12 protein-coding genes are annotated in these 12,905 nt (G+C 71.8%); 3 read left to right on the top strand and 9 right to left on the bottom strand.

What is annotated here, in order from left to right; genetic code table 11:
• Positions 1-9 precede the first annotated feature (9 nt).
• A complete protein-coding gene (locus D6689_10505) occupies positions 10-996 on the top strand; it encodes a hypothetical protein (protein ID RMH41714.1) in 987 nt (328 codons plus the stop codon).
• 23 nt (positions 997-1,019) lie between these two features.
• Here the strand turns inward: D6689_10505 and serC are convergent, their stop codons facing one another.
• The 4 genes from serC to D6689_10485 all read right to left on the bottom strand — a co-directional run bounded on the left by serC (position 1,020) and on the right by D6689_10485 (position 5,569).
• The gene (gene serC / locus D6689_10500) at positions 1,020-2,105 is read right to left on the bottom strand and encodes a 3-phosphoserine/phosphohydroxythreonine transaminase (GenBank protein ID RMH41713.1); all 1,086 of its coding nucleotides are present in this window, start codon (positions 2,103-2,105) and stop codon (positions 1,020-1,022) included.
• 34 nt (positions 2,106-2,139) lie between these two features.
• Positions 2,140-3,354 (bottom strand): hydroxyacid dehydrogenase, encoded by a 1,215-nt coding sequence (locus tag D6689_10495; GenBank protein RMH41712.1) that lies wholly within the window; start codon positions 3,352-3,354, stop codon positions 2,140-2,142.
• A gap of 102 nt (positions 3,355-3,456) precedes the next feature.
• On the bottom strand, positions 3,457-3,954 hold the full coding sequence (locus D6689_10490; protein ID RMH41711.1) for a hypothetical protein: 498 nt from the start codon (positions 3,952-3,954) through the stop codon (positions 3,457-3,459).
• A gap of 418 nt (positions 3,955-4,372) precedes the next feature.
• Positions 4,373-5,569, bottom strand: a complete 1,197-nt coding sequence (locus D6689_10485; GenBank protein RMH41710.1) for a hypothetical protein — start codon at positions 5,567-5,569, stop codon at positions 4,373-4,375.
• Positions 5,570-5,843: 274 nt separating this feature from the next.
• On the opposite strand from D6689_10485, the gene D6689_10480 reads away from it, so the two are divergent.
• Positions 5,844-6,989 carry an acyl-CoA dehydrogenase gene (locus D6689_10480; protein RMH41709.1) on the top strand — a complete coding sequence of 382 codons (1,146 nt, stop codon included), beginning with the start codon at positions 5,844-5,846 and terminating at the stop codon, positions 6,987-6,989.
• 69 nt (positions 6,990-7,058) lie between these two features.
• On the opposite strand, the gene D6689_10475 is transcribed toward D6689_10480, so the two are convergent.
• The 5 genes from D6689_10475 to D6689_10455 form a co-directional block, all read right to left on the bottom strand.
• The gene (locus D6689_10475; GenBank protein RMH41708.1) at positions 7,059-8,171 is read right to left on the bottom strand and encodes a response regulator; all 1,113 of its coding nucleotides are present in this window, start codon (positions 8,169-8,171) and stop codon (positions 7,059-7,061) included.
• A 59-nt stretch (positions 8,172-8,230) separates the two neighbouring features.
• The gene (locus D6689_10470; GenBank protein ID RMH41707.1) at positions 8,231-8,794 is read right to left on the bottom strand and encodes a YqgE/AlgH family protein; all 564 of its coding nucleotides are present in this window, start codon (positions 8,792-8,794) and stop codon (positions 8,231-8,233) included.
• A 204-nt stretch (positions 8,795-8,998) separates the two neighbouring features.
• A complete protein-coding gene (locus D6689_10465; GenBank protein RMH41706.1) occupies positions 8,999-9,796 on the bottom strand; it encodes an enoyl-CoA hydratase/isomerase family protein in 798 nt (265 codons plus the stop codon).
• The gene (aguB, locus tag D6689_10460) at positions 9,793-10,659 is read right to left on the bottom strand and encodes an N-carbamoylputrescine amidase (protein ID RMH41705.1); all 867 of its coding nucleotides are present in this window, start codon (positions 10,657-10,659) and stop codon (positions 9,793-9,795) included. The genes D6689_10465 and aguB overlap by 4 nt, the downstream gene beginning before the upstream one ends.
• Positions 10,656-11,618: an agmatine deiminase family protein gene (locus D6689_10455; GenBank protein ID RMH41704.1), complete on the bottom strand. Its 963-nt coding sequence runs from the start codon at positions 11,616-11,618 to the stop codon at positions 10,656-10,658. The genes aguB and D6689_10455 overlap by 4 nt, the downstream gene beginning before the upstream one ends.
• Positions 11,619-12,024: 406 nt before the next feature.
• Between D6689_10455 and D6689_10450 the strand changes: the two genes are divergently transcribed.
• Positions 12,025-12,822, top strand: coding sequence for a hypothetical protein (locus D6689_10450; protein ID RMH41703.1), 798 nt, complete (start codon positions 12,025-12,027; stop codon positions 12,820-12,822).
• The last annotated feature ends 83 nt before the right edge of the window (positions 12,823-12,905 follow it).

The raw sequence follows: 12,905 nt of genomic DNA, 5'->3' as shown, positions 1-12,905 counted from the left end.
GGCGACGGGGTGCTTGCGATCGACGGCGCGGTGCGCCGCGCCGGCTGGACGTTTGCCGGGCGCGCCGTCGCCGAGCGGTTCCCGGTCGTCGCCGGCCCGTACATCGCGACGGTCGACGCGACCGCGACGCTGGCCGGCGCGTGGCGCGGCGATCGCGTCGGCGCCACGGTCACGGTCCACGGCGGCCGCGTGCGGCTCGCCGACACCGGGCGCGAGCTACACGACACCGGCCCGCTGGAGGATGTCGTCTACGTCGACCGGCTCGGTGACCGGCCCGAGCAGGAGGAGGACGCGGGACCGACGCGCATCGAACTCGCGATCGCGACGGCGGAGCCGGTGCGCGTCGCCAGCCCCGAAGCTGACGCAAGGGTTCGCGCCGACCTCACCGCGCGCATCGGAGACGGGCTCGACTGGCTCGCCGGCCGGGTGTGGGTGGTCGACGGCACCGTCGTGTTGTTCGAGCGCGAGTACGACATCGCGCGCGCCGAGGCGCGGTTCGCCGGACCGACGCCGATCGATCCGGATCTGGACATCGAACTCCGCCGCGCGTTTCCGGCGGCCGTCGTGAGCATCTTCGTGTCCGACCGGCTGAGCGACCCGCGCGTTCGGTTCGCGTCGGACGTCCCCGAATACGACGACGTCCAGATCCTGTCGATCATCCTCGGCCAGGACCCCGACGAGGCCAACAATTCGACGCTGCCTCCCGAGCAGCGCGCCGCCAACGCGGTCGGCGGCGTGCTCGCGGGCACGGTGCGCGACACGCTGCGGTTGCCGATCGACGTGATCCGGCGCCATCCAGACGGCTGGGAGGTCGGCAAGTTCCTGTTCGGCGGGCGCGTGCTCGTCGGCTACCGCACCCGCGACGGGTCGGACCCGAGCGCCAACCTCAACGAGGTCACGATCGAGTGGCGGTTGCGGCGCAACGTGGTCGTCGAGGCGTTTTGGGGCGACGAGGAGGCCGGCGCCGCCGACATCCTGTACGTGATCCGCCTGTGACGCGAGCGCGGCCGGCGCGCGCGTCAGTTTCGCCGCGCGAAGTCGCGCATGAACTCGGCGAGCCGGGCGACGCCCTCGACCGGCATGGCGTTGTAGATGCTCGCGCGCATGCCGCCGACCGAGCGGTGCCCCTTGAGCCCCGCCAGCCCCGCGGCGCGCGCCTCGGCGACGAACCGCTGCTCGAGTTCCTCCGACGGTCCGCGGAACGTGACGTTCATCAGCGAGCGACTATCCGGGCGCGCGGTGCCGCGGAAGAACTCCGTGTCGTCGAGCACCTCGTAGAGCATGGCCGCTTTCTGCCGGTTTCGCTCCGCGATCGCGTCGAGTCCGCCGGCGTCCTCGAGCCAGCCGAGGACTTCACCGACCACGTAGATCGCGAACGTCGGCGGCGTGTTGAAGCAGCTGCCGCCCTTGATGTGCGTGCGATACTGCAAGTAGGTCGGCAGCGATTCGGGGGCGCGCTCGGCCAGATCCTTGCGTACGATGACGAGCGTGACCCCCGCCGGGCCGAGGTTCTTCTGGGCGCCCGCGTAGATCAGCCCGTACCGTCGCACGTCGATCGGCCGGCAGAAGATGTCGCTGGACGCGTCACACACCAGCGGGACGCCGTCCGGCGGGGTCGGCTCGGTCGCCCACTGCGTGCCGAAGATGGTGTTGTTGCTGGTGAAGTGGACGTACGCCGGCGCGTCGCTGTAGCGGATCGCATCGGCCGATGGGATGTAGGTGAACTGCTCGTCCTCGCTCGACGCGGCGACGTGGACCGCGCCGCGTTTGTTGGCCTCGGCGATCGCCTTTTTCGACCACGCGCCCGTGTTGATGTAGTCGGCGGTGCCGCCCTCGGGCAGCAGGTTCAGCGCGACCATGCAGAACTGCAGCGACGCGCCGCCCTGTAGAAACAGGACCGCGTAGTCGTCGGGGATCTGCGCGAGGCGGCGGCAGCGAGCCTCGGTGCGCTGCAGCACCTCCGAGAACTCGGCGCCGCGGTGGCTGTGTTCCAGCACGCCGATGCCGGAGCCGTTCAGGTTCCAGATGGCGTCTTGCGCGCTGCGGAGTACGGATTCGGGCAGCACGGCCGGGCCGGCGGAAAAGTTGTAGATGCGATCGGACATGGGCGGTCTCCGGAAATGGGGTTCGGTTTGCGGATCAGGCGGCCGACAGCGGGGACAGGTCCAGGCTCAAGATGGCGTCGCAGCGGTCGCGGATGGCCGCCAGGTGAGCGTCGGTCGGCGCGCTGTCGAGCTGGATGATCGCGCAGGCGGCCTCCGCGCCGTCGTACACGATGTTCTGCATCTCCTCGACGTTGATGCGCGCCTCCGACAGGACGTCGAACACGGCGGCGAGGACGCCGGGGCGGTTGCGGTGACGGACCGTGAGCGACCAGGTCGCCGAGCTGCGCCGCGCGCGATTGACGCAGTTCGGCACCTGGCCGGTGTCGCGGAACGCGCGGACGATGCGCACCGCCTCCATCGCGATCGCCTGCTGCGCCTGGTCCGTGGACGCGCCGACGTGGTGGGTGCCGTAGACGCCGGGCAGGTCGACGATCGCCGGATGAAACTCCGCGGTCGCGGCGCCCGGCTCGCCGGCGTACACGTCGAGTCCGGCGCGCAGCCCCTTTTCCTGCACGCCGCGTGCGAGCGCCGCCTCGTCGACCACCGCGCCGCGCGACGTGTTGATGAGGTAAGCCCCCGGCTTCATCGCGTCGATGAACGCGTCGTCGATCAAGTGGCGCGTTTCGGGAGTGGACGCCACGTGGACCGACACGATGTCGGCGGCGCGCGCGACGTCCAGCGGCGTCGCCGCTCGCCGGACGCCGAGCTGCTCGGCCGTGGCGTCGTCGAGGCTGCGCGACCAGGCGATCACCGGCATGCCGAAGGCGCGCGCGCGGTCCACGACGTGCCGGGCGATGGTGCCGAGGCCGAGGATGCCGAGGGTGCGCCCATACAGGCCGCGCGCCTTGCTGTACTCCTTCTTGTTCCACCTGCCGGCGCGCAGGTCGGCGGTCTGGTCGGGCACGCGGCGGTCGCACGCCAGGATGAGCGCCCACGTGAGCTCGGCGACCGCGATCGCGTTTTTGCCCGGACAGTTGGCGACGAACACGCCCTCGCGGGAGGCCGCGCCCACGTCGATCGTGTCGTAGCCGGCGCCGGCGCGCACGATCAACTTCAGGCGGCGGCCGGCTGCGATCGCGTCGGCGGACACTTTGGTCGACCGAACGACCAGCACGTCCGGATCGCGGTCGGCCAGCGCCGCGGGCAACGCGTCCGCCGTGAGGGTCGGCTCCGACGTCACGTCGAAGCCGAGGTCGGCGAGCGCCTCGATCCCGACGGGCTCGAACTTGTCGGCGATGAGGATGCGCATGCGGCGCATTCTACACGCGCGGCGGCGGCGGCGCGCAGGACGGCAAACGCGCGGCGTCCGCCGCGGGCGCGGACGCCGCCGTCCGGTGGCCGGATGGGCCGGCTACTGCTTGTCGGCGGGCTGGTCGCCCTGGCCGGCGGCGGGCTGGTCGCCGGTGGGCTGGTCGCCGCCGGCCTGGTCGGCCTCGCCGGCCGCGGGCTCGCCGGCCGCCGCGCCCGCCTTTTCGCCGGCCGGTTGGGCGGCCTGGTCGCCGCCGCCCGCCGCAGCCGCGCCCGCCTGGTCGCCCGTTGGTTTGGCGGCGGGAGGCGCGCCGCCGGCCGCCGCCGCCCCCGCGGGCTGCTTGTTGCAGGCCATCATGTCCTGCATCGACTTCGCGGCGACGATGCACGTGCGCTCCTCGGGCGTCGACTGCTCCTTGCACGCGGTGACGAGCTTTTCCTTGTTGTCGCCGACCATCTGCTTCATGTCAGGGGGCATCAGGCCGAGCATGTGATCGACGGTCTTGGCGCAGTCGGGCGCGCCGCCGCCGCCGCCGCTCTTGTTGCAGGCGGTCGTCGCCAACGCGGCGGCGAGGGAAACGAGAGCGATCAGAATGCGCATGATAGGTTGTCCTCCGAGTCCGGGGCCCGGGCGGGCCGTGTGGCGACACGCTGGCCACCGGCGCGAGCGAGACGAGTCGCCCGGAGGCCGTGTCGGCCGGCAGCATAGCGGAGTTGCTCGCGCGCGGGCGGCGGATGCGGCGTTTTTGCCGGGCGTCGGGGAGGTGAGCGGGGACCGCGGCGGACGGAGGGCGCGCGGCCGTCCTGGGACGTCCTCGCTGCCGGGAGCGGGGAGCGGGGCAGTGGGGGCCGAGCGCACAGGGCGACGGGGCCACCGCGAGACGGCGGGCGGCCACGGGCGCGGGGCGCGGGACCGCGTGCCGTTCGAGCGAGCCGCGGGCGCGAGGCGGCGCCGGCGGGCCGAAACGCGCGGCGGGCCGCGCGCCGCGCGACCCGCTCGCCATGCTCGTGGCTCGTCGTCAGCTACACGCGACGAACCGCCACTCGTTGCACCAGCAACCGGTGGCGTCGCACCGGCAGTCGATCCCTTCGTACAGCGGGACGCAGTCGTCGCGCGCGACGCACGCCATCTCGTCGGTGAGGTCGCCGCACGCCGGCGGCGGCTGCTCGCACGGACCCATGTGCAGCCAGTCGACGCCGGCCGACGCGGCTTCGCACGGGTTCGCATAGGTCGTTCCGTCGCAGCCGCACACCGGCGCCTCCACGTCCGGGCAGCCGGCCGGCCGCGGCTTGCAGGTGCCGGTGCCGTCATCGAACCCGCACCCCGCGTCGTAGTCGCAGTACTGGTCCGCCGGACAGGTCTCGCCACCGAAGCCGCCACACGTCCGGCCGCCCTCGCAATCCTCGATCGGAATGCAGTAGCCGGTGTAACACCCGTCGAGGATGCCGGGCGTGGTGCCCGCGGGGCAGTCGGGCGTCGGCACGTCGCACAGCACCTCGCCGTCGCAGCGGCCGGGGTCGGGTTCTCGGTCGGGCACGCAGTAGCCGAAACACACCGCGTCGCACGCGGGCCCACAGCCCGGCGGCGGCAAGCACAGCTCGTCCGCGTTGCACCGCTGGCCCGGTTCGCAATCGCCGTCGCCGTAGCAGCCGGTCGGCTCGGGGGCGCAGTACTCGAACCAGCCGATGCCGCCGCCGCACGGCTCGGGCACGGCCTCGTCGGCCTCCGCGCCGCACGGGTCTGCCGCGTGAACCGCGATGCAGTCGTCGTGCAGCGAGCACGTGTAGGCGTCGAGTCCGGTGCAGTCGCCGCCGCGAATCGGGCCGGTCTGGTCGGTGCCCCAGCACTGGTAGAACGCCGGGCCGTCGGGCACATCGACATACGCCGCGCGGCAGCCGTCGGCCGCCCAGCAGCTCACCTCGTCGAGCGTCTCGCAGTAGCCGTCGCAGATCGCCCAACTCGGGTATGCGATCGGGTCCGCTTCCGCGCCCGCCGGTTCGGGACAGGGGCCGCAGCGATCGTCGCAGGGGTAGCCCCCGCCGAAGTATTCGCACTGCCCGGTCTCCGGGTTGCGCAGCATGTCCGGGGACGCGCCGGGCGAGGGGTCGTCGAGGCCGTAGTTACAGTCGTCGTCGTCGTCGCCGAAATAGAAGCCGCAGCCGGCGCCGAACAGGGACCAGGAGAGCAGGGAAAGCAAAGCCAGTGACCGCGTCATGCCCTGCGATAGAGCAAGACGCGGACCAGCCGCTGTGCCGGGACCCGGCCGGGCGAAGGGGCGCCGTAACGTGCGTAGATGAGAGGGCGACGCGGCTGGTGCGGCCGGTCGGCGGGGCCGCGGGGGCCGCGTTCACCGCGGCGGAGGCATCAGTTTTCTGATGCGCGCGGTAAGAAAATCGACGGCCGGGCCGTGCCCGCGCGCGTGGGGCGCGCGCCGCGTCCCGGGCGACAGCGGCGGCCGAGCGGTCGACCGACCCCGTATACTCCGCGCGATGAAGCGCACGCTGTTTTCCGAGGAACACGAGCTGTTTCGCGAGGCGTTCCGCACGTTCGTCGACCGCGAAGTCGTCCCCAACCAGGCGCGCTGGATGCGCGATGGGATGGTCGATCGCGATGCGTGGCGCAAGGCGGGCGAGGGCGGATTCCTGTGCACGTGGCTCGAGGAGGAGTACGGCGGGCCGGGCGGCGACTTCCTGCACGCCGTGGTCGTGATGGAGGAGATGGCATACGCGTACGACTCGGGGTTCGCGCTCGCGCTTCACTCCGACGTGGTCGTCCCCTACATCTACAAGTTCGGTTCGGAGGAGCAGAAGCGCCGCTGGTTGCCCGGCTGCGCCCGCGGCGAATTCGTCACGGCGATCGCCATGACCGAACCGGGAACCGGATCGGATCTCGCGAACATACGGACGACCGCGGTCCGCGACGGCGACCACTACGTGCTCAACGGAAGCAAGACGTTCATCTCCAACGGCATCTTGTGCGACCTGTGCATCGTCGTGGCGCGCACCAATCCGGACGCCGACGACAAGCACCGCGGATTGTCTCTGTTCGTCGTCGAGGCCGACCGGCCCGGGTTCGTCAAGGGCAAGAAGCTGGCCAAGATCGGACTCGCCGCCCAGGACACCGCGGAGCTGGCGTTCGAGGACTGTCGGGTTCCGGCGGCGAACCGGCTCGGCGAGGAGGGCGACGGTTTCGGCCAGCTCATGCAGAACTTGCAGCAGGAACGGTTGGTCGTCGCGATCGGCTCGCAGGCCGCGGCCGAAAAGGTCCTGGCCGACACGATCGACTACACGCGGCAGCGCCATGCGTTCGGCCGGCCGATCTCGAAGTTCCAGAACACGCAGTTCAAGCTCGCGGAGTGTGCGACCCAGGTCGAGGTCGGCCGGGCGTTTCTCGACAAGCTGATCGAGCAGCATGCGGCGGGCGCGTACCTGGTCAAGGAGTGTTCGATGGCGAAGCTGTGGCACACGGAGATGGCCCAGCGAGTGATCGACGAGTGCCTGCAGCTGTTCGGCGGCTACGGCTACATGCTCGAGTATCCGGTGTCGCGCGCCTACGTGGACGCGCGCGTGCAGCGGATCTACGCGGGGACCAACGAGATCATGAAGCTCATCATCGCCAGACAGCTGGGGCTGTGACCCGCGGGCGCGGTGCGCCGTGTCACGGCCCGGTCGGCGGCTCGGCGTCGGCGGGCGCGGTGCGCTGTGTCACGGCCCGGTCGGCGGCTCGGCGTCGGCGCGCGCGTGGCGCAGCAGCGCCTGGGGCGTCGACAGGCCCACGCTGTCGGGATCGGACACGGCGGCCGGGATGAACTCGAAGCGGCCGTCGATCCAGTCCAGCAGCCACAGCAGTCGACCGGCGCCGTCGAGGTGCTCCTGGTCCTCCGGAACGTCCACGCGGACGACCTGGCCGTCGCGCAGGTAGGCGGTCGCCACGCGCTTGCGGTCGGACACGTACAACCGCCCCTCGCGCTGCTCCGACGACAGCAACGTCAGCAGGCGAGCGATGGACACGTGCGCGATGTAGCCGGTGAGCGCGGCGGTGCGGTTGGGATACGCGCGCGCGCGCTCGAGCGCTCGTTGGACGTGGAGCGCGAGTTCGTCGTCCGCGTACGGGACGGTGACGTAGTCGTTGACGCCGTTCTGATAGCCGCGCAGGCGTTCGTCGTCCGTGAGGCGGCCCGCGAGTACGATCACCGGTACGTGTTCGAGCTCCGGGCGTGCGCGCAGCAATCGGAGGAACTGCCAGCCGTCGAGCGCCGGCATGTCGACGTCGGTGACGATCAGATCCGGCGGGTCGTCGAGCGCCTTGCGGATGGCGTCCATGCCGTTTCGCGCGACCGCGACCGTGTGGCCGGCGTCGCGGATCACGCCGGCGGCGAGTTCGCGCGCAGCGTCGTCATTGTCGACGACGAGGATGCGCCCGCTCACGCCCGCCGGGGCCGGGGGGACCGGCTCGTCGTGGCCGGTGGCCGCCAGGTGGCGGGCGATCTCGTTGGCCAGCGGCGCCTCGCCGGCGTCGAGGAACTCGAGCCCCATGCCCGGCGACCGGCCCGCCGCAACCGCCTCGCGTCCGATCGTGTGCGCGACGCGCGCGAACCCGGCGTACACCGGGCCGCCATCGGGCATCTCGACCTGGACGCGCACGACCTCGCCGATCGGCAACAGCTCGGTCGTACGGACGAACAGGCCGCCGCGGCTGATGTCCTCGGTGTAGGCCTCGACGAGTTCGTCGACCGACGTGTAGGTGACTTTCAGGGACGCGGCTGCTCGCAAGCCGCCCCGCCGCTCGAAGCCGTTGTCGGCGTCCGGGACCACCACCGTAGACTACCGCACGGCCGGCGGGCAGGTCACGCCCGCGCCGCGCACCGTCGGCCGCGTCAATGGACGCCCTGGCCGGGGATGAGCGCCTCGGGGTCCACGCCGACCGAGCGGACGGCGCGCTCCCACATCTCGTCGGCCGGGGTGTCGAAGATGATCTCCGGCGACGGCGCCGCGTGCAGCCAGGAGCCGCGGACCATCTCGTGCGCGAGCTGGCCGGGCCCCCAGCCCGCGTAGCCCAGCAGGAAGCGGACGCGGCGCGGCGGCGCGGCGGCGATGTCGCGCAGGATCTCGGGCGACGTCGACAGCACGATGCCCGGCGCGACGTCGACCATCGACCCGTCCTCGTCGGGCACGAGCCCGGCGATCGGCTCGTGCAACACCCAGCCGGTCGACGGCGTGACCGGGCCGCCGCTCCACACGACGGCGTCGTCGGCGCCGCGCCAGTCGATGTCGAGCTGCTCGAGCAGCTCGGCGACCGCCAGGTCGCTCGGCTGGTTGACGACGAGGCCGAACGATCCCTCCTCGGAATGTTCGACCATGAGGACCACCGCCCGCGTGAAGTTGGGGTCCAGAAGATGTGGCATCGACAACAGCAGCCCGGGCGCGACCTTGGCTTCCATGGGGAACTCGTTGCGCGCTCAGGCCGGCGACCGGACGGGATCGCCGCCATCGTCGCTCGGCACGACCGGGGGCGGCTGTTGCGGCTCGTCGCGCTTCGACTCGAACCCGAGCCGCTCGCTGACCTTGTCGTACAGCGCCTTTCCGACCGCCAGACCGAACCCGGTGATGACCGCCCTGATGAAGACCCGCATGCCTCGATTGTACTACCGGCCCCGGAAGCGAGCTTGTCGTTTTTCGACGAACGCGGCGAGCCCCTCGCGGGCGTCTTCCGACGTAAACAGGCGTTGCTGCAACTCGCGCTCGAGCGCGAGGCCGCTTTCGAGCGGGATCTCGGCGCCGGTCTGCACCGCCCGCTTGATCAGCCCGACTGCGCGCGCGGCCTTGTTCGGCGGACAGAAGCTGCGCGCGAGATCCATCACGCGCGGCCAGAATTCGTCCGCTTCGTAGATGTCGTTGATCAAGCCGAGCGCGCGCGCCTCGTCGACGGTGACCGTGTCGCCGCGCGTCATCAGCTCGATCGCCTTGGCCTTGCCGACGAGGCGGGCGAGTCGCTGGGTGCCTCCGGTGCCGGGCAGCACGCCGAGCGCCACCTCGGGCAGGCCGATCTTGCCGGCGCCGGCCTTGGCCACGCGCAGGTCGGCCGCCATCGCCACCTCCAGTCCGCCGCCGACGCAGTGGCCGTTGATTGCCGCGATGACGAGCTTCGGCGTGTGCTCGAGGCGCAGCAGTGTCTCGTTGGCGTGCAGGCAGAAGTAGTACTTGAACGTCGGGTCGGCCTTCTCGAGCATGCCGATGTCCGCACCCGCGCAAAAGAACCGATCGCCGGCGCCCCGCAGGACGATCACGTGGACGGAGTCGTCCATCCGCGCGTCCAGGATCGCGGCGTCGAGCTGGCGGAACATCTCGTACGAGTAGCCGTTGGCCGGCGGGTTGCACAGCTCGAACACCGCGACGCCGTCGGCGGTCTTCACGTTCACGAGTGGAGCGTCGGTCGTCGTCATGGAACCTCCTGGCTGCCGTCTGCCGTGGTGAGAATGCGGTACAGCTCGGGGCGGCGGTCGCGGAAGAAGCCGAAGCTGGCGCGGTCGCGTCGCGCCGCGGCCAGGTCGACCGTGGCGATTGCGATGCCCTCGGCGTCGCGCGACAGCTCGGCGGCGATCGCGCCGGTGTGGTCGCACACGAACGAGCTGCCGTAGAACCGCTGGCCGCTTTCGTCGCCGACCCGATTGGCCGCCGCGATTGGGACCATGTTCGCGACCGCGTGGCCGATCATCACGCGACGCCACATGTCGCGCGTGTCGAGGTCGGGCGCCGCCGGCTCGCTGCCGATCGCCGTCGGGTACAACAGCACGTCGGCCCCGAGCAGCGCCATCGCGCGCGCGCACTCGGGGAACCACTGGTCCCAGCAGATGCCGACGCCGATGAAACCGTATGCGGTGCGCCACGCGCGAAAGCCGGTGTCGCCCGGGCGGAAGAAGTACTTTTCCTGATACCCCGGGCCGTCGGGGATGTGGCTCTTGCGGTACACGCCGAGCAGGGCGCCGCCGGCGTCGATCAGGGCGACGCTGTTGTAGAACGCCTGGCCCGCCCGCTCGAAGAACGACACGGGGATGACGACGCCGAACGCGGCGGCCAGATCGCGGCACCGCGCGACCGCGGGGTCCGCGTCTACCGGATGCGCGCGGTCGAACGCGTCGTCGCGCTGCTCGCGCGGGAAGTAGTGGCCCGAGAATAGTTCCGGTGGCAACACGACCTGCGCGCCGTCGCGCGCCGCGTTGCGCACGAGGTCGGCGACGCGGGCGATCGCGGCGTCCGGGTCATCGGGCAGCGCGCACTGAATGGCGGCGATGCGGACGGTGGTCATGCCGGTTGCTCCTTCGTGATGCAGTGCAACGCGCCGCCGCCCGCGAGCAGCGCCCGGGCTGGAATGCCGGCGACGCGCCGGCCCGGGAACGCCGCCTCGATCGCCGCCAACGCGGCGTCGTCGGCCGCGACGCCGAACGTGGGAACGGCCACCACGCCGTTGCCGATGTAGAAGTTGAGATAGCTGGCCGGCAGCGGCCGGCCGTCGCGGTCGTCGACCCGTCCCGGCGACGGGACCGCGATCACCTCGAGCCCGAACCGGCGCAGGTCGCGCATCGCCGCGGCGAGCACCTCGCGGTTCGGGTCGCCGGGGCCTGGCTCCATGCACATCGCGACGCCGGGCGCGACGAAGCGCGCCAGGTTGTCGACGTGGCCGTCGGTGTGATCGTTGATCAGCCCGTCGCCGAGCCACAGCACGCGATCGACGCCGAGGGCGTCGCGCAGTGCCCCCTCGACCGCGGGCGCGTCCATGCCCGGGTTGCGGTTCGGATTGAGCAGGCACTGGCGCGTCGTGAGACAGCGCCCGGTGCCGTCGACGTCGATCGCGCCGCCCTCGAGCACCCAGCCGTGGCGGCGAATGGCCGCTCCCGCCCACCGCGCGATCGCGTCGCCGACCTCGGCGTCGTGGTCCAGCAGGTACTTGCCGCCCCAGCCGTTCCACCTGAACCGCGCCGCCTCGAGGACGCCAGCGCGGCGCACGAAGATCGGACCGGTGTCGCGCAGCCAGATGTCGCCGAACGGCGCCGGCCGCGCCGTCGCGCCAGGTACCGGGGCGCCGGATCCGGGCAGCACGAGCAGGTCGACGCGCTCGCCGGCGTCGACCAACGCCCGACCCAGCGCGGCCACCGCGGCGCGCGCGCCGGCCAGATCGTCGCCCCACAGGTCGTGGTGGCTTGGCCACGCGGTCCACGTGGCGGCGTGCGGGGCCCACTCGGGGGCGAGGGTGGCGGAGGCGGTCATGACTCGTGCGCGCGGCCGGTCACGGATAGCCGACCCGGCGGGCGGGGTCAACGGCCGGCGGCGCGCGGCGCCGCACGGTCCGACGCGGCGCGTCATTGGGCGGCGCGCCGCGGACAGTCACGGTGAGCCGTTCACCGGGCGGAACGCCACACCGGGTTGGTACGGTATGCCCGCTAGTGGGGAGGTCTGTCCGATGCTGTCACGCATGCATTCGAGCTCGTTTTGTCTGGTCGCCGTGGTCGCGACGGCGGCCGCCGCGTGCGGCCCGAGCGCCGCGGACTACGCCGACGCCGGACCCGGTGGCGGCGGTGACGGCGGCAGCGGTGGCGGCGGCGGCGGCGGAGGCGGCGGCGGCAGCGAGTTCGCGGACGCCGCGCCGCCGGAGCCCTGCCAGAAGATGGACATCGTGTTCGTCATCGACGACTCGGGGTCCATGCAGGAGGAGCAGACGAACCTCGCGGCCAACTTCCCGGTGTTCGCGCAGGTGATCGATGACTACATGACGTCGTCCGGCGATGCGCTCGATTACCGGATCGCGATCACAACGACCGGGCGCGACGTCACCACCGAGTTCGTCGGCGCGCCGCTGCCGCCGATCACGGAAAAGGGCGACAACGGCGAGTTCCTCCAGGGCTGCGGCATGACCCGCCGGTGGATCGAGCGCGGCGACGGCGACGTCGCCGGCACGTTCGCGTGCGTCGCCAACGTGGGCACCGACGGGCCGGGCGTCGAGATGCCGCTGCTCGCGCTCGAGTGGGCGCTCGACGACCGCGTCGCCGACGGCACCAACGCCGGCTTCCTGCGCGACGACGCGCTGCTCGCGGTGGTCATCCTCACCGACGAGGACGACTGCTCGCGCGAAGACGATCCGATTCAGATCACGCTGGACCCGACGAACCCGACGTCGGCGGACGTCTGCGATCGCAGCTCGCCGAACATCGTTCCGCTCGACCATTACCTGTCGTTCCTCGACGGCATCAAGGGCGATCGGGGGCGCTGGGCGGTGGCGGTCACCGCCGGGCCGACGCAGTGCACGTCGTCGTTCGGCGATGCGATCGAAGCGGTCCGGCTCAAGGACTTCGTGACGCGCACCGGCGACAACGCGGTGTTCAGCTCGATCTGCGACGGCGATCTCGCGTCCGCGCTGCGCGACGCGCTCGATACGTTCTCCGCCGCCTGCGAGAACTTCCCGCCGATCGACTGATCGAGCCCGCGACCGGGCAGCGGGGCCGCCGGCGTTTGTGTGCGCGCTGCGGCGGCGGATGCCGCGGCGGTTCGCTACCATAG

The sequence above is a fragment of the Deltaproteobacteria bacterium genome, from assembly GCA_003696105.1.
Taxonomy (GTDB): domain Bacteria; phylum Myxococcota_A; class Polyangia; order Haliangiales; family J016; genus J016.
Note: the sequence above shows the minus strand (reverse complement) of the source record. Positions and strands in the feature narration are given on the sequence as shown.

Coding starts and splice junctions, on each gene's coding strand:
- aguB (RMH41705.1), bottom strand. CDS start 10,659: ATGACCACCGTCCGCATCGCCGCCATTCAGTGCGCGCTGCCCGATGAC.
- D6689_10455 (RMH41704.1), bottom strand. CDS start 11,618: ATGACCGCCTCCGCCACCCTCGCCCCCGAGTGGGCCCCGCACGCCGCC.
- D6689_10490 (RMH41711.1), bottom strand. CDS start 3,954: ATGCGCATTCTGATCGCTCTCGTTTCCCTCGCCGCCGCGTTGGCGACG.
- D6689_10480 (RMH41709.1), top strand. CDS start 5,844: ATGAAGCGCACGCTGTTTTCCGAGGAACACGAGCTGTTTCGCGAGGCG.
- D6689_10495 (RMH41712.1), bottom strand. CDS start 3,354: ATGCGCATCCTCATCGCCGACAAGTTCGAGCCCGTCGGGATCGAGGCG.
- D6689_10485 (RMH41710.1), bottom strand. CDS start 5,569: ATGACGCGGTCACTGGCTTTGCTTTCCCTGCTCTCCTGGTCCCTGTTC.
- D6689_10465 (RMH41706.1), bottom strand. CDS start 9,796: ATGACGACGACCGACGCTCCACTCGTGAACGTGAAGACCGCCGACGGC.
- D6689_10470 (RMH41707.1), bottom strand. CDS start 8,794: ATGGAAGCCAAGGTCGCGCCCGGGCTGCTGTTGTCGATGCCACATCTT.
- serC (RMH41713.1), bottom strand. CDS start 2,105: ATGTCCGATCGCATCTACAACTTTTCCGCCGGCCCGGCCGTGCTGCCC.